Source organism: Candidatus Dormiibacterota bacterium (assembly GCA_036495095.1).
Classification (GTDB): domain Bacteria; phylum Chloroflexota; class Dormibacteria; order Aeolococcales; family Aeolococcaceae; genus CF-96.
Genome location: DASXNK010000018.1, coordinates 1 through 14,746, shown reverse-complemented (window position 1 = coordinate 14,746; position 14,746 = coordinate 1). Strand labels below are relative to the sequence as shown.

Annotated in this window: 22 protein-coding genes; 17 read left to right on the top strand and 5 right to left on the bottom strand. The window is 73.1% G+C overall.

Annotated features, from left to right (window positions below; genetic code table 11):
• The 4 genes from VGL20_01585 to VGL20_01570 all read left to right on the top strand — a co-directional run.
• Positions 1-1,289 (top strand): hypothetical protein (locus VGL20_01585; protein HEY2702358.1); only part of this gene is annotated, 1,289 nt, incomplete at its 5' end.
• Between the two features lie 3 nt (positions 1,290-1,292).
• Positions 1,293-2,114 carry an isoaspartyl peptidase/L-asparaginase gene (locus VGL20_01580; protein ID HEY2702357.1) on the top strand — a complete coding sequence of 274 codons (822 nt, stop codon included), beginning with the start codon at positions 1,293-1,295 and terminating at the stop codon, positions 2,112-2,114.
• Between the two features lie 82 nt (positions 2,115-2,196).
• Complete coding sequence (locus tag VGL20_01575; protein HEY2702356.1) at positions 2,197-3,117, top strand: DUF4395 family protein; 921 nt, start codon at positions 2,197-2,199, stop codon at positions 3,115-3,117.
• A 75-nt stretch (positions 3,118-3,192) separates the two neighbouring features.
• Entirely contained in the window at positions 3,193-4,362 is a 1,170-nt protein-coding gene (locus VGL20_01570; protein ID HEY2702355.1) for a M20 family metallopeptidase, read from the top strand.
• On the opposite strand, the gene VGL20_01565 is transcribed toward VGL20_01570, so the two are convergent.
• Positions 4,359-5,252, bottom strand: coding sequence for a site-2 protease family protein (locus tag VGL20_01565; GenBank protein ID HEY2702354.1), 894 nt, complete (start codon positions 5,250-5,252; stop codon positions 4,359-4,361). The genes VGL20_01570 and VGL20_01565 overlap by 4 nt on opposite strands.
• Before the next feature lie 345 nt (positions 5,253-5,597).
• On the opposite strand from VGL20_01565, the gene VGL20_01560 reads away from it, so the two are divergent.
• Genes VGL20_01560 through VGL20_01510 form a run of 11 tightly spaced genes read left to right on the top strand, consistent with a single transcriptional unit; the run spans position 5,598 to position 10,644 of the window.
• Positions 5,598-5,840 carry a hypothetical protein gene (locus tag VGL20_01560; GenBank protein ID HEY2702353.1) on the top strand — a complete coding sequence of 81 codons (243 nt, stop codon included), beginning with the start codon at positions 5,598-5,600 and terminating at the stop codon, positions 5,838-5,840.
• 2 nt (positions 5,841-5,842) lie between these two features.
• Positions 5,843-6,199: a hypothetical protein gene (locus VGL20_01555; protein ID HEY2702352.1), complete on the top strand. Its 357-nt coding sequence runs from the start codon at positions 5,843-5,845 to the stop codon at positions 6,197-6,199.
• Positions 6,200-6,245: 46 nt separating this feature from the next.
• The gene (locus tag VGL20_01550) at positions 6,246-6,521 is read left to right on the top strand and encodes a hypothetical protein (GenBank protein ID HEY2702351.1); all 276 of its coding nucleotides are present in this window, start codon (positions 6,246-6,248) and stop codon (positions 6,519-6,521) included.
• Positions 6,522-6,526: 5 nt separating this feature from the next.
• On the top strand, positions 6,527-6,856 hold the full coding sequence (locus VGL20_01545; GenBank protein HEY2702350.1) for a hypothetical protein: 330 nt from the start codon (positions 6,527-6,529) through the stop codon (positions 6,854-6,856).
• Entirely contained in the window at positions 6,856-7,173 is a 318-nt protein-coding gene (locus VGL20_01540) for a hypothetical protein (GenBank protein HEY2702349.1), read from the top strand. The genes VGL20_01545 and VGL20_01540 overlap by 1 nt, the downstream gene beginning before the upstream one ends.
• A 40-nt stretch (positions 7,174-7,213) precedes the next feature.
• A complete protein-coding gene (locus VGL20_01535) occupies positions 7,214-7,837 on the top strand; it encodes a hypothetical protein (GenBank protein ID HEY2702348.1) in 624 nt (207 codons plus the stop codon).
• A 4-nt stretch (positions 7,838-7,841) separates the two neighbouring features.
• Positions 7,842-8,420 carry a hypothetical protein gene (locus VGL20_01530; protein HEY2702347.1) on the top strand — a complete coding sequence of 193 codons (579 nt, stop codon included), beginning with the start codon at positions 7,842-7,844 and terminating at the stop codon, positions 8,418-8,420.
• A 1-nt stretch (position 8,421) separates the two neighbouring features.
• Positions 8,422-9,033: a hypothetical protein gene (locus VGL20_01525; protein HEY2702346.1), complete on the top strand. Its 612-nt coding sequence runs from the start codon at positions 8,422-8,424 to the stop codon at positions 9,031-9,033.
• A complete protein-coding gene (locus tag VGL20_01520; protein HEY2702345.1) occupies positions 9,030-9,623 on the top strand; it encodes a hypothetical protein in 594 nt (197 codons plus the stop codon). Before VGL20_01525 ends, VGL20_01520 begins: the two co-directional genes overlap by 4 nt.
• A gap of 23 nt (positions 9,624-9,646) precedes the next feature.
• Positions 9,647-10,240: a hypothetical protein gene (locus tag VGL20_01515; GenBank protein HEY2702344.1), complete on the top strand. Its 594-nt coding sequence runs from the start codon at positions 9,647-9,649 to the stop codon at positions 10,238-10,240.
• Positions 10,237-10,644 carry a hypothetical protein gene (locus tag VGL20_01510; protein HEY2702343.1) on the top strand — a complete coding sequence of 136 codons (408 nt, stop codon included), beginning with the start codon at positions 10,237-10,239 and terminating at the stop codon, positions 10,642-10,644. The genes VGL20_01515 and VGL20_01510 overlap by 4 nt, the downstream gene beginning before the upstream one ends.
• On the opposite strand, the gene VGL20_01505 is transcribed toward VGL20_01510, so the two are convergent.
• A complete protein-coding gene (locus VGL20_01505; protein ID HEY2702342.1) occupies positions 10,563-10,850 on the bottom strand; it encodes a hypothetical protein in 288 nt (95 codons plus the stop codon). The genes VGL20_01510 and VGL20_01505 overlap by 82 nt on opposite strands.
• 119 nt (positions 10,851-10,969) lie before the next feature.
• Between VGL20_01505 and VGL20_01500 the strand changes: the two genes are divergently transcribed.
• Entirely contained in the window at positions 10,970-11,209 is a 240-nt protein-coding gene (locus tag VGL20_01500; protein ID HEY2702341.1) for a hypothetical protein, read from the top strand.
• Positions 11,210-11,294: 85 nt separating this feature from the next.
• On the opposite strand, the gene VGL20_01495 is transcribed toward VGL20_01500, so the two are convergent.
• From VGL20_01495 to VGL20_01485, 3 genes are read right to left on the bottom strand one after another with little or no spacing between them, the layout of a single operon-like run.
• A complete protein-coding gene (locus tag VGL20_01495) occupies positions 11,295-12,242 on the bottom strand; it encodes a phytanoyl-CoA dioxygenase family protein (GenBank protein HEY2702340.1) in 948 nt (315 codons plus the stop codon).
• Positions 12,239-13,720: a HAMP domain-containing sensor histidine kinase gene (locus tag VGL20_01490; GenBank protein HEY2702339.1), complete on the bottom strand. Its 1,482-nt coding sequence runs from the start codon at positions 13,718-13,720 to the stop codon at positions 12,239-12,241. The genes VGL20_01495 and VGL20_01490 overlap by 4 nt, the downstream gene beginning before the upstream one ends.
• Complete coding sequence (locus VGL20_01485; protein HEY2702338.1) at positions 13,720-14,397, bottom strand: response regulator transcription factor; 678 nt, start codon at positions 14,395-14,397, stop codon at positions 13,720-13,722. The genes VGL20_01490 and VGL20_01485 overlap by 1 nt, the downstream gene beginning before the upstream one ends.
• A gap of 128 nt (positions 14,398-14,525) precedes the next feature.
• Between VGL20_01485 and VGL20_01480 the strand changes: the two genes are divergently transcribed.
• A partial coding sequence (locus tag VGL20_01480) for a hypothetical protein (GenBank protein HEY2702337.1) occupies positions 14,526-14,746 on the top strand: 221 nt, incomplete at its 3' end.

The window sequence follows — 14,746 nt, the reverse complement described above, 5'->3', positions numbered from 1 at the left end:
TGGCCGAGGACGAGGACCGATCCCTGGTGCAGACGCTCCAGCTCGCCTCGGGGCGGCCGGACATGCCCGTCCAGGAGCTGCCCGCGCGGCTGCTGTGCGCGCCCGCGCTCGCCGACCGGGTCCGCCGCCAGCTCGGCCTCTTCGAGCTCACCGACAAGGTCGAGGTCGTCGAGCAGCCCCTCGACGACGAGGCCGAGGATGTCTTCGACGCCCACGTCGCCCACCTCGGTGGCCGGGCTCCGGTCGCCCTGCCCCCCGCTGCCGACGACCGCCACCTCCTCTACACCGAGGCGCTCGCCTTCGCCGCCGCCCGTCCCTGGGAGCGGCAGGCCGAGGACGCGCCCCTCGGCCTCGAGCTGAAGGTCGGCTCGGAGAAGGCGAACTGGCTGGCCACCGTGCTCGGCAGCGGCGACACCCGTCCCGGCCTGCTGCTCACCCCGCAGGCGGCGGGCCCGGCCCAGCTGGGCGGCGCCGAGGGCCCGCCCGCGGGCAGCTGCGCGCTGCTCCTCGACGCCGAGGCCATCCCGCCCGACGTCGACCGCGCCCGCCGCCACGGGTGGCCCGAGAAGGAGAAGCTGCTCCCCTGCATGCTCACCTTCGACGGCGACCAGCCCGGCGAGATCGACCGTGGCCGCAGCCGGGTGCTGGCGCTGGCGCTCGCCGCGGTCCGCGCCCACCTCGAGGCGGACGCCGCGACCGGCGAGCCCACCCGGGGCGAGACCACCCTGCCCGACGGCCGGCGCGGCCGCTACGCGGTGGGCGCGGCGGCGGCGGCCGAGCCGGCGCCCTCCGAACTCCGGGTCGTCGCCGGCGAGATGGTCGCCGACCTGCTTCCCGACGGTGCCGTGATCGGGTTCGGCTCGGTGCCGGCGAGCGCGGTCGACGCCCTCAGCGCCACCGCGGTGTGGCACGGGGCCTCGCCGGAGAGCATGGGCGGCGAGGCCGGGCTGCCGGCGGTGATCCTCGGCGTCGCCGCGGCCTCGGCGGGGCCGATCGCGAAGCGGCTGGCGGAGGCGAAGGTGGTGGGCGTCGGTCTGGCCCGCCGCGAGCAGAAGGAGATCCTCACCCTGATCTGCGACGGTGCGGTCTTCGGGCTCACCGAGAAGCCGGCGGACGACGAGGCGCTGACCCTCTTCCGCCGTCGCCGCGAGGCGGCCGGGGGCGGCCACCTCGTGATGGTCGCCGACCTCGCCGGCTTCCCCGACCCGGACTCGATCACCGGCCTCTTCGCCTGCGTCCTCCGCGACGCGGCGCCCTCCGCCCGCGCCGGCGAGTCCCGCCGCCGCTGAGCGGTGGCGCAGGCCGCGCTCATCGTCCACGGCGGCGCCGGCGACCGTCCCGCGGCCCAGCGTGCGGCCAGCCAGGCGGCGGTCGAGGCGGCGCTCGAGGCCGGCTGGGGGGCGATCGGCGGCGGCGCGCTGGCGGCGGTGATCGCGGCCGTCCGGCTGATGGAGGACGCCCCGGCGCTCAACGCCGGCCTGGGCGCCTGCCTCAACGCCGACGGCGAGGCGGAGCTCGACGCCGGGGTGATGCTCGGCGACGGCCTCCGCGCCGGCGCGGTGGGGGCGGTGCGCGACGTCCGCCACCCCGTCGACCTCGCCCGCGCGGTGATGGAGGACGGCCGCCACGTCCTGCTCGTCGGCGAGGGCGCCACCCGGTTCGCCGCCGAGCGCGGGATCGAGCGCTGCGACCCGGCGGTGTTCGTCGCCGCCCGCCGGGGCGCCACCCCGCCGGCGGACACCGTCGGCGCGGTCGCCCGGGACGACGGCGGTCACGTCGCCGTCGCCGTCTCCACGGGCGGCATCTCGGGCAAGCGTCCCGGGCGCCTCGGCGACTCGCCGCTGCCGGGCGCCGGGTTCTACGCCGACGACGAGGCCGGGGCCGCCTGCGCCACCGGGGCGGGGGAGGGCTTCATCCGCACCGTCCTCTGCCACCGGACCGTCGAGCGCCTCGCCGGGGGCGTGGCGGCGGCGGTCGCCGAGGAGGGCATCGCCCACCTCGCCCGCCGGGTCGGCGGGCGCGGGGGGCTCATCGTGATCGGACGGGAGGGGACGCCGGCGGCGGCCTGGAACAGCGCGCACATGGCGTGGGCGATGCGCCACGAGGGCCGGTGAGCGCCGGGTCTTGACGGCGCCTGCCCGGCGGGCCACGCTCCCATCAGCGCAGATGTCACCGGGCCGCGGGAGGGGGTCGACCATGGGTGTCCAGAGGCACGAGGAGGATCCGCAGCAGGGGGGGCTGCAGATGGCGGCGCGGCCCTCGTGGGCGTGGGGCGACGGCTCGACCGCCGCGCCGCCCCCGGCGGCCGCGTCTCCGCCCGAACCGGCCCCGGCCCCGGCGCCCGCGGCCGCGCCGCCCGACCCGCCGCCCGCCGTCCGGGTGACGGAGGAGGCGCCCTCCCGCCCGCCCGCGTGGTCCTGGGGCGCCGCCGCCCCCGCCGCCGATCCGGCTCCCGCGCCCGCCGACCCGGCTCCCGCGCCCGCCGATCCGGCTCCCGCGCCCGCCGCACCATCGCCGGCGGCCGCCGCCGAACCGCCCCCGCCGGTGTCGGTGGAGCGGCCGAGCTGGTCGTGGGCCACGGCGTTGCCGGCGGCGCCCCGCTACGTCGGTCAAGCGGCCCCGGGACGGCCCGGCCCGCTGACCCGGGCGCTGGCGAGGGCCCGGACCGGGGTCGCGGGAGTGACCCCCGTCGACCGCACCGCGGCGCGGATCCAGCGGGTGCTGGTGATGGCGCTGCTGGCCGGCGGCTGGGCGCTCTCCCTCTCCTCGCCGGCGTTCGAGCTGGTGCTGCCCCTGGTGGCGGTCGCCCTGCTCGCCGCCACCGCACACCCGGCGCTCTCGGTGCCACGCCGGATCAGCGCCCAGGTGCTTCCCGCAACCCGGCTGGCGGGTCCCTGGCTCACCGCCGAGGACCCGGCGCCGCACCGCCTCGGGGAGGCGGCCACCGGCCTCGTGCTGGTGCTCGCCTCGCTCTGCGCCATCGTCGGGGCGCCGGTGGTGGCCTGGACGCTCGCCTGGGCGGTGATCGCGGTCGCCCTCGTCGAGTTCACCTTCGACGTCTCCGTGGTCGTCGTCGTCCACACCCGGCTGCGCCGCGCCCGCCTGTTGCGGACCTGACGACTCCGACCGCAGCATCATCGGCGGCGGCGGGTCTCCCGCCGCCGCCGTTCGCGTTCTCAGAGGTGGTGGCCCATGGATGCGCGAGAGGCGGCGCGAACCGCCGTCGAGGAGAGCCGCGACCGGCTGCTGGCGCTGAGCCATCGCATCCACGCCCACCCCGAGCTGGCCTTCGAGGAGGTGCGGGCCTGCGAGTGGGTGGCCGCGGAGCTCGACGCCGCCGGCCTCGACGTGCGGATCGGGGCCGGCGACCTGCCCACCGCCCTGGTCGCCGAGGCCGGGGACGGCCCCCTGACCATCGCCGTCTGCGCCGAGTACGACGCCCTCCCCGAGGTCGGCCACGCCTGCGGCCACAACATCATCGCCGCCGCCGCGGTCGGTGCCGGGGTGGCGCTGGCCCGGGTCGCCGGCGACATCGGGGTGCGGGTGCGGGTGATCGGCACTCCCGCCGAGGAGGACGGCGGCGGCAAGATCCTCCTGCTCGAGCGCGGGGTCTTCGACGGCGTCCACGCCGCCCTGATGATCCACCCCTTCCCCTACGAGCGCGATTCGATGCCCTGCCTGGCCGTCTCCCACCTCGGGATCGAGTACACGGGCAGGGCGGCCCACGCCTCGGCCCACCCCGAGGACGGGATCAACGCCGCCGACGCGATGACCGTCGCCCAGGTGGCGATCGGCCTGCTCCGCCAGCACCTGCGCCCCACCGACCGGGTCCACGGCATCGTCACCCTCGGCGGGGGCGCCCCCAACGTGGTCCCGGCGCATACGAAGGGGAGGTGGTACGCGCGCTCGGCCACCCTCGCCGAGCTCGCCGACCTCGAGCCCCGGGTGCGCGCCTGCTTCGAGGCGGGTGCGCTCGCCACCGGCTGCGAGCTCACCTTCCACGGCGACCCGCGGCCCTACTCCGAGTTCCGCCTCGACCCCGACCTCGCCGGCCTCTACCGGCGCAGCGCCGAGGAGCTCGGCCGCCGCTTCGCCGAGCCCGGGGGGGCGGCCGACCGGATGGTGGGCTCGACCGACATGGCCAACGTCTCCCTGGCGATCCCCTCGATCCACCCGATGATGGACATCGACGCCCTGCCCTCCTCGAACCACCAGCCCGAGTTCGCCGCCCACTGCGTGCGCGCCGCCGCCGACCGGGCGGTGGTCGACGGCGCGGTGGCGATGGCCTGGACGGCGATCGGCGCCGCGCTCGACCCCGCCGTGTCGGCCCGGCTCCGGGAGAGGGCCGGGGGGGCTCCCTAGATCCCCGTGTTCACCGGCAGCAGGCCGTGGCTGACGCTCATGCCGACCGCTGTGACCAGCAGCATCCCGAGGTAGGCGGCGCCGATCCAGAGCCGGGTGGCCGGCGGCATCACCGCGTACTCCGGGTTGGTGCGCGCCTGGCGGAAGCGCTGCATCGTGCTCAGGCCGCCGAGCAGGAGGATGAGGACGAGGAAGGGGTTGAGCGACCCGGCGGCGAGCGAGACGGCGACGTAGAGGGCGACCACGGCGAGGCCGAACACGTTGGCCCAGCGGCTCAGCGCGCCCGCCACCCGGCCGCCGTCGAGGGGGGTCATCGGCACCAGGTTGAAGAGGTTGAGGAAGAAGCCGAAGTAGGCGACGCTGACCAGCAGGCCGTGGAGGTAGCCGGTGGGGAGGCTGAGCCCCCAGAGCAGCACCACCAGGGCGCCGGCGGTGCCGACCACCGGGCCGCCGATGGCGATGACCGCCTCCTGGCGCGCGTTCGCCGGCGGCCGGCGCATGCCGATGACCGCGCAGAGGGGCCCGAGGAAGATCGGCATGCCCACGGGCACGCCCTCGTGGCGGGCGAAGAGCAGGTGGCCGAACTCGTGGACCGCGATCAGCGCCAGCACCCCGGCGCCGAAGGCGGGCCCGAAGGTGAGGGTCAGCAGCCCCAGGCTGATCACCATCGAGATCAGCGTCGGCCCCAGCTTGCCGACCTTGAGCAGGACCAGGCCGTACTTGCCGGCGCCGAGGAGCAGCGCCAGCAGTCCCCCGAGGAGGCCGCCGCGGCGGGATGCCGGGCGCGGGGTCTCGGCCGGCGGCGCCGCGGACCAGCCCGACGGGGGAGGGGGCAGCCACCCCGCGGGGGCGGGCGCGGCCGGGGGGACGGGCGTGTGGAGCTCGCTCATGACGACAGTGTGGTACCCGGCCATCAACCTCTCGTAAACCACAGTGTGAAAAGGGGGTGGCGATCCCGCGGCGCGGGGATTACCCTATGCCTCCCCCGATCGCCCTCCCCCCGACGGGGGAGGTCTCGCGAGCGCCTCCGGGACGGCGACCCCCGCCACCCCCGGCCGTCCGTGGCATGCCACTAGAGGCGTTATGGGTATACCTGGCTAGCTCCTATTGGCACCTACCAACCCGATTGGTAACGTCCGGCCGATCCAGGGAAGTGGAGGAGGTGACGGGTGCTCGCAGAGTTCAGTGACACCACGGTGTTCAGCGTGTGGGTGGCATGTGTGCTCGGATCGGCCATGGCGGTCATCGTCGTGGTCTGGCTGATCTGGGGCATCACCAAGAGCGCGTTGACCATCGACGAATACGCCGACACGGTGATCGTGACGGCGCTACGGATCCTCGAGAACACCACCCCGCTGGCAGCCGTGGAGACCACGGTGGCGGTGGGTGTGGATCTTCTCAACACGGTCCGGGGCATCGAGGCAGGCGGGGCCGCCATCCTGGCGACCGCGGCCGCGGGCCCGGGAGGAGGGAGGTGACGATGCTCGCGGTCAGCGATGTCGAGGTGTACACCCTCTGGTGGATCGCCGTGGCGGTCGCCTTCGTGGTGGTGATCGTGGCCGCAGGGCTGCTCACCAACATCCTGGTCATCGCCAGGAACATCGGCGGGAACGTCTCGACGATCCTCGGCGCCGGCGCCAAGATCCTCGACAACACCACCCGGCTGCGGCTGCTGGTGAGCGTGTACGGCGCGGTGGTGCCGATCCGGACGACCGCGCTGCACATCAACGAGGTGTGCGCGGCGATCGCCGGTCACGGCAAGGTCTGCAAGCACTGCCCCACGTGCGTCAGCCCGCGGGACAAGGTCACCCCGAGCCTGGGCACCTGGAGCAGGTGAGCACCGGGGTTCGGATCAGGACGAGGCGGACAGGAGGGCTTGGGTTGTGCCGGAGCTGATGCTGGGCCTGACCATGGTGGCGGCGCTCGCACTGCTGCTGGTGGTCGCGGGCTACGTGATCGCGATCACCCGGGTGCTGCGCGGCTTCGGCGCCCGCCAGGGGAGTGACCTCGAGAAGATCGTCGGCGCACTCAAGGCGATCGTGGCCGAGACGGCGATCCTCAACGCGATTCCCGAGGTCAACAAGGAGCTGCGCACCATCGGTGCCGGCCTCCAGTCGATCGACGGTCATCTGATCACGTTCGTGCAGGCGCAGGAGTAGAGGACATGGGATTGCTGGCCTTCGTCCCCAGTGACGCGTTCCTGAACGCCTGGGCGATCTTCCTGCTGGTGGTGACGGTGCTGATCGTGCCGGTGCTGCTGGTCCTGCTGGCGCGGCTGATCGCGGTGGCCCTGAAGATCAACAGGCACGCGGCGGCCGCGGCCGCGGCCGCGGCCCAGATCCGGGCCAACAGCGAGCCCGCCGCGCAGCTGGCCGAGACCCTCCGGGTCGCCGGCGAGCTGCTCGAGGTCGCGCGCACCGTCGAGGCGCACGGCGTGGTCCTGGAGAAGGTGCTGACCCGGCACCTCGGCCAGACCCAGGGGGCGCGACGCTGATGCTCGCGGCTCTCGACGCCTCCACCCTCGGCTATCTCACCGGGATCCTGTTCGGGGTCATCGCCCTCGCGCTGGTGGTCTCGCTGACCATCGTGAACGCGGTTCTCGCCAGGGTGGGAGGCGGCCCCGCAAGCCACCTCGCGTCGATCGGGGAGAGCCTCGGCAAGGTGGCGAGCAACACCGACCCGGTTCCCCCGACGCTGCTGGCCATCAACGACGGCCTGGCGGCGCTGGCCAAGGAGATGCGCGCCATCCTGGCGCACCTCGCCACCGGCAAGGCCGTCTTCGACGGTTACGCCGACGGCACCATGGGCTGAGGCCCGACGTTCCCACAACCCAATCAGGCGAGGAGAACCGATGCAGTACCGGCCCTACTCACTCTCGGCGAAGACGTACACCGTGTGGCTTTTCGGCCTTCTCGGTGTGATCGTCTGCGTGGTGGCCGTGGTCTTCCTGCTGGCGCGCGTGCTGATCGCGGCCAACTCCATCAATGACAAGGCTGCGGACATCAAGCAGCTCGGCGGGACCATCAACGAGAGCACGGCCGCGGTCCTGCAGCTCACCAAGACCAACCAGGTGGCGAGCTCGATCCTCTCGGATGTCCAGCCGCTCAGCGGGCAGCTGAACCAGACCCTGGGCACCGCCCAGGGCATCTCCGGCCTGGCCAGCTCGATCAACGGCACCGCCGGCTCGATCGACAGTGTCGCCGGCCAGATCGCCAACACCGCGTCCTCGATCGATCGCAGCGCCGCCTCCATCGTCGGCTCCGCGACCTCCATCGATTCGAAGGTGAGCGACATCGACACCAAGCTGGCCCAGGTGCTGACCACGGCCAACTCGATCAAGGCCGACACCGGCGCGATCCGTGGCACCGGCACCCAGATCAACGCCAACGCCAACGCGATCGACTGCAACCTGAACGGCGTCGCCACGCTGATCGGCGCTCCGGGCAGCAGCCCCGGCAAGTGCAACCAGAACTGATCCGATGACACGAGGCGCACTCACCACACTCTCGCTCGCGGCATACGCGGTGCTGACCGCCGCGGTGCTCATCTGCGTCGGTCTCACCGGCAGCGCCCTGCTGGAGGCGAACGACCGGCTGGCGTCGATCGACACCGCCCTCCAGTCGGTGAAGGGTCACGCCGACCCGCTCACCTTCCAGGTCACCAAGGTCAACGAGTCGCTGACCTCCATCGAGCAGAGCCTGGCTCCGCTCCACTCCCAGGCCGACACCCTGAACGGGATCCTGGCCAACGTCCAGCAGACCCTCACCAACGCCGACGGCACCGTGAAGAGTGTCAACGGCAAGGCCTCGACCGCCGAGGGCAGCCTGGTCCCCGCCGACAAGAACCTGGCGAGCACCGACCGGTCGCTCATCCACGCCAATCCCAACGTCGGCACCATCCAGAGCGAGGCCGCCCAGGCGCTGGGCATCCTCCAGCCGGTGGAGAACGACCTGGCGACGATCTCGGGTCTGCTGATCAGCACCAACGGGCATCTGTCCAGCGCGTGCAAGAAGACCTCGAACGCGCCGCTGACCAGCTCGAAGACGGCGTGCCCCTGATATGGCATCGAGATACGCGACCAACGACCCCCAGACGCTCCGCGCGCGTCCGCTGATCCTGGCCTACTGGGTGATGCCGCTGGCCACCGGGCTGGCGGTCACCGCCACCGCGGCGGGGATGCTCATCGAGACCCTGGTCCTGGCCAACCGGATCGACGCCAACGTGACCCCGATCACCCAGTCGGTGGGTGACATCAAGCTGCACACCGACACCATCGGGGTGCTCACCAGCGTCGACAAGTCGGCGGCGGGGATCAAGTCGGCGGCCGATCCGCTCAGCGGGCAGGCCTCCAAGATCCTCTCCAGCGTCGGCGACATCCAGTCGACGGTGGGCCAGATCGACAGCAACACCGGGAGCATCCGCTCCCACGCCTCGGGCATCGACGCCACCGTGGCCTCGATCGCCCCGCACGTCCTGAACATCGCGCTTCCCGCCGAGTCCATCGAGTCCCGGATCCCGACCACGGTCGGGCTGGCGAACTCGATCCTCGCGGTGCTGGCCGGTGTCAAGGGCGACACCGCGTCGCTGCTGGTGACCGGAGAGCTTCCGTCCATCAACGGCCACGCCGGCTCGATCGACTGCAAGCTCGGCACGGGAGGGGCCTGCAAGTGAAGCCCGGTGAGCGCAAGCTGGTCCACGGCTTCGCGGTCTTCGAGGGGATCGCGTTCCTGGGCGCCCTGATCCTGTTCCTGGTGATCATCGGAAACACCCTGGTGCGCATCAACGACAACCTGGGGAGCACGGCCAGCTCGGCCGGCGGGATCGACGCCAGCGCCAAGACCCTCCCCGGCCTGGTCGACTCGATCACCAACTCGCTGACGGCCATCGACAACGACGTCAAGCCGGTCAAGGGCCAGCTCGACCAGATCAACAGCGGCCTGGGCACCACCCAGAACGGCCTCGGCGTCGCCGACAGCAACCTGAGCAGCACCAACCAGCTGCTCGGCCACATCGAGGGCAACCTGACCCTCGCCGACCAGTACGCCCACCGCGTCGCCGTCGCCCTGATCGCCGACGATGCCGGGCTCGCGCAGGTGATCACCAAGGTGATCGACCTGATCACCGCCGCGGGCGGCATCCATGGGGATGCGGCCAACATCGGCACCGCGGCGGTGCCCATCAACGACCATCTCCACAGCATCTCGACGAAGACCAACAACCTGTGCAAGGCGGTCACCATCCTGCCTGGCAGCAGCTGCTAGCCACGCGGAGGGCTGATACGCTCGTGCGGATCGCCGCGGCCGGGGGCCTCGCCCTCTGCATCCTGCTCGCAGGGTGCGGAGGGTCGGGGACCCCGGCCACGAGCAGCTCCTCGGCGTCGGCAACGGCGGCGGGGCTGACCCGTCACATCGACCACGACGCGGGATTTCAGATCGACTATCCCAGCACCTGGCACGCGTACCAGCCGGCGGACCCCAAGGTGAACTACCTGGTGGGTCCCGACGACCACGACTTCGTGCAGGTGCGGGTCATCTCGCCGCTGCCGGCGAGCTTCGGGCCGGGTGACCTGCAGGCGATGAAGAAGATCAGCGATGCGCTGCTCTCGGGGCAGCCCATCAACATCGTGCAGGAGTCGCAGATCACCGTCGCCGGGCTCCCCGGCTATCAGTACGTCTACACCTTCAAGGACCCCTCAGGGCAGATCGGCGTGCACATTCACGTGTTTCTCTTCCAGGCGAACCGGCTGATCACCCTGGTCTTCCAGGCGCTGCCGGAGACTCAGCTGAAGGCGCTGGCGAAGACCTACGACGCCGTGCTGGCCAGCTTCAAGGTGCTCCCGGTGGCCGCGGCCACACCGACAGCGACCCCGAAGCCATGACCGAGCCGCCGAACGGCGGTCGCGGGCCATCGCAGCGGACCGCGATCGAGAGCATCGAGGAGGCGACCGTCGAGGCGCGCACCGGGGGACACACCCTCGGGGGCTTCGTCCGCCGCTGCAACTCGGCGGGGTACGGGTTCTTCGCCCGCTGCCGGGTCTGCCGCATCGAGGTGGCGGTGCACCGCACCGCCGCCGGTTGGAACCACAGCCTCGAGGTGTCCGAGTGCCAGGCGGACCCCGGCGGCACCCGGGTGCCCTCCCGCGACGGCCTCAACGGCCACAACGGGCACGCGGGGGAGGGGGAGCCACTCCCCCCGGCCCCTCACCCCGCGGGCGGCACCTCGACCCCGAGCCTGTCGTTGAGCAGGCCGGGATCGCGGGTGGGGGCACGGCACACCCCGTAGGTGAAGGTGCCCGCGCGGCGGTCGACCGCCTCGGCGACGGTCTGGGCGCGCTCGAGCATCCCGAGCGCCTCCTCGAGGCGGTCGAAGGGTCCGACGAGCAGCCCGTGGTCGTCGCCGTCGTTGACGGAGACGTAGAAGCCCTGGCCGGGCTCGAGCTTGGCGGCGTCACTGCCCCGGTCGGCCCAGGTGACCACTCTGGCCCTCATCGCCAGTCCCTCTTGCGCCGGCACGTCCTTCCCGTCCCCCGCGTGGTTCACAGACGCGGTCGGGCGTGCCATCATCCTGCACGACCCCACGTCCTCTGTCCATGTTCCAGGGGGTACCGATGTCCGCTGCTGTCGCGCACCCGCTGCTGGCGCTCCTCCCGGCGCTGACCCGGACGTTCAACTTCAACCTGAACATCGCCGCGGTCACGTTCGCCCTCGGCGGGGCGCTCGCGGGCATGCTGCTCACCAAGAAGAACGTATGGCTTGGCCTCGCCGTGGGTGCAGCGCTGGGGATCTTCCTCTGGATCAGCGCCGGCTGCCGGCCGAGCATCCCCTTCGTGGGAGGGCCGGGCGGCTGAGGGTGGCGGGTCAGTCCGACCGTCACCATGGGCCGCCCGCACAAGCCCCACGCCGGCGCGGTTGTCGCACGCCGTCGACCTGGAGTCAGGACCTCGGCCCGCGGTTGGTGCGGGTCTGACGGGAGACCCCCTCGAGCTGCTCGCCGTCCCAGCTCTCCTCCTGCTGCAGGGCGAAGAGCGACGTGTAGCCGCCCGACCAGTCCGGCGGCACCAGGCAGGGCCGGGGGTCGTGGTGCGCCCAGCGCGGCGCGCTGCCCCGGACGATGCGCCCGGCGTACCGGCTGGGCAGCGGGTTGGCGGTGTAGGGGAAGGCGTCGGCGGAGGAGAGGACATTGAGCAGCAGCGGCCGTCCCAGGTCGGAGAGGTTGGGACGCGAGCCGTGGACGGCGCGACAGTTGTGGACGGTGACCGAGCCCGCCGGGCCGGTGAGGTACTCGGCGGTGTCGACCGGCACCCGGGCGACATCCTCGGCGGCGAGGCAGCCGACCCACTCGCCGCGCTCGTTGTACTGGCTGAAGAGCTCGCCGAGGTGGCTGCCGGGGACCACCCCGAGCGGACCCTGCTCGGGGCCGCAGTCATGGAGGTAGACGCCGACGGTCAGCGGGCTGTAGTTGGTGTGCGGCCAGTACGAGATGTCCTGATGCCACTTCACCTCCTCGCCCCCGGCCGCCCACTTGAAGTTGAGCTTGGAGTGGTGGAAGCGGACGTCGGGGCCGACCAGGTCGGCGACCAGGTCGGCGAGCGGGGCGGTGGAGGCGAGCTCCCAGTACAGCGGGTGGTGCTCGACCGGGCTGGTCAGGCGGCGCAGCCGCGGGCTGGCGGCGGTGTGGCCGGGCTCGAGGTCGAAGATCGCGTCGGAACGGGTCAGCGCCCGGCTGCGGTCGACCATCTCCTCGGTGGCGGCGCGCAGCTGCTCGATCAGGCCGTCGGGGATCACCCGCTCGACCAGCAGGTAGCCGGTCTCGAAATAGCGCTCACGCATCGTCTGCGGGAGCAGCACCGGGGGGTGGGCGAGGATCTCGTCAGGGGTCATGGCTCGGCTCCGTTGGACTCGCCGGCACCGTCGGGGACGGCCCGGGGCAGCGACAGCACCAGCTCGAGCCCGCCGTGGCGGCTGCGTCCGGCGCTGATGTGACCGCCGTGCGCCTCGACCAGGCTGCGAGCGATCGCCAGCCCCAGACCGGTGCCCATGCTGTGGCGCGACGGGTCGGCCTGGAAGAAGCGGTCGAAGACGTGGCCCGCGTTCTCGCGGCTCACCCCCGGCCCATCATCCTCCACCCGCACCTCGATGGGCAGGCCGGCGCCGTTGGCGCCGTTCCGGGCGCTGACCCAGACGTGGGAGTGGATCGGGGTGTGGTGGGCGATGTTCTCGAACAGGGCGACGAAGGTGCGCTGGAGCGCGTCCTGGTCGGCCACCCCGGCGCCGAGGGTGCCCTCGAGCGAGAGCGACACCGGGCGGGGATCGCAGATCCGCCGGGCCTCGTCGGCGGCGCTCCGCACCACCTCGTCCCAGTTCACAGCGGACGGGACCATCGCGGAGCGGGCGTCGGCGGAGGCGAGGGTGAGCAGGTCGGCGACCAGCTGGGAGAGGCGGCGCAGCTCGGCGAGGGCGTTGTCGAGGACGCGGTCGCGGTCGGCCGCGGGCAGGCCCGGATGACGGCGCATCACCTCGATGTCGGTGCGGATCGTGGTCAGCGGGGTGCGCAGCTCGTGGGAGGCGTCGGCGACGAAGCGCTGCTGCTGCTCGAGCAGCCGCTCCAGCTCGTGGTAGGCGGCCTCGACCCGGTCGAGCGAGTGGTTGAACGCGGTGGTGAGGTCCGCCACCTCGTCGTGCTCGGCGCGCACCGGGACGCGGCGGCTCAGGTCGCCCCCCCGTCCGACCGTCTCCATCGCCCGGGACAGCACGGTGATGGGCCGGAGGCCGCGGCCGGCGGCGAGCCAGGCGCCGAGGCCGCTGACCAGCAGGCCGGCCACGCCCGCGATGAGCACCACCTGCACCAGCGAGCGCAGCGTGGTCTCGACGTCCTCGAGGGAGGCGCCGACGGCGATGGCGTCGATCGCCACCGGCCGGCCGGCGGGGGCGACGCTCGCCGGCGCGGGCAGCCGCAGCAGGGCGACGCTGTACTCGACGCCGTTCGCCGAGAGGGTGACCACCGTGGGAGTCGGCCGGGGGGCGCCGACCCACGCCGCGGCGGGCACGTGGACGCCGGGAGGCGCGTCGTCGGTCAGGTCGACCTGTCCGCCCCCCTGGACCACGTGGCCGAGGGTGAACATCGCCCCCGAGTCGGGGCGACCGCCCACGGTGGTGTTGCGCCGCACCGGCGCCAGCAGCGCCGCCGGAGGCAGCCGGCTGAAGGCGTTGTCGACCAGCTCGGCGCGCCGCATCACCCGGTTGTCGAGGTCGCTGCGCAGCCGGGCGCCGACGGTGATGAAGAAGACCGTGGCGATCACCATGACCACGAGCGCCACCACCCCGCAGGTGAGCAGGGTGACCCGCAGGCGCAGCGACATCAGGGCTCCTCCTCGAGGCGGAGAACGTAGCCCACCCCCCGGGCGGTCTGGAGCAGGCGGGGCTCGCCGGCCGCCTCGAGCTTGGTGCGAAGGTAGCCGATGTAGACGTCGAGCACCCGACTGCTCTCCGGGTAGCTCCACACCCCGGCGAGGAGGCGGTGCCGCGACATCACCGTGCCGGCGTTGGCGAGCAGCAGCTGGAGGAGGTCGAACTCGCGGGGGCGCAGCTCGATGCGCCGGTCGCCGCGGCGCACCTCCCGGCTGTTCTCGTCGAGCACCAGGTCGGCGTAGCGATGCAGCCGGGGCCGGGCCTCGGGATCGCGGCGGCGGAGCAGCGCGCGGATCCGCGCCAGCAGCTCCTCGAGGGCGAAGGGCTTGACCAGGTAGTCGTCGGCGCCGCTGTCGAGCCCCTGGACGCGGCTGGCCACTCCCTGCCGGGCGGTGAGCATGATCACCGGCAGGCTGCTGCCCTCGCGGATCCGCCGGCACACCTCGATCCCGTCCATCTCGGGCATCTGCAGGTCGAGCACAACCAGGTCCGGGGGGGTCGCCGCCACCGCCTGGAGGGCGGCGCGGCCGTCCTCGGCGACGCTCACCGAGTATCCCTCGCAGGCGAGCGCGAAGCGGAGCGACTCCCTCAGGTTGGCGTCGTCGTCCACCACCAGGAGCCTGGGCACGAGAAGAGCGTACCCGAGGCCGACGGGGCGGCCGTGCGGGGAACGGCGCTCCCCGAGCGTTAAGTGCGGTGAGTCGGGACTGCCGTGGCGGATCGAGCCGTGGCGACCGGCGAAGGTGAGGAGAGACCATGTCCATCCGTCTGCCGATGGCGCGCGCCTTCGCGGCCGCCGCCGTCCTCGCTCTGGCCGGCACCGCCACCGCATCGGGGGTGCTCCGCGGCGCGGCGGCGCCCCCGCCCCCGCCGCTGGTGGGCCTGTTCAGCGGCGGCGCCGGGACCGCCGCGTTCATGTCCGGGACCGACGCCGACGGCGACGGCCAGTTCATCCGGCTGACCGCGCCCACCGGCGC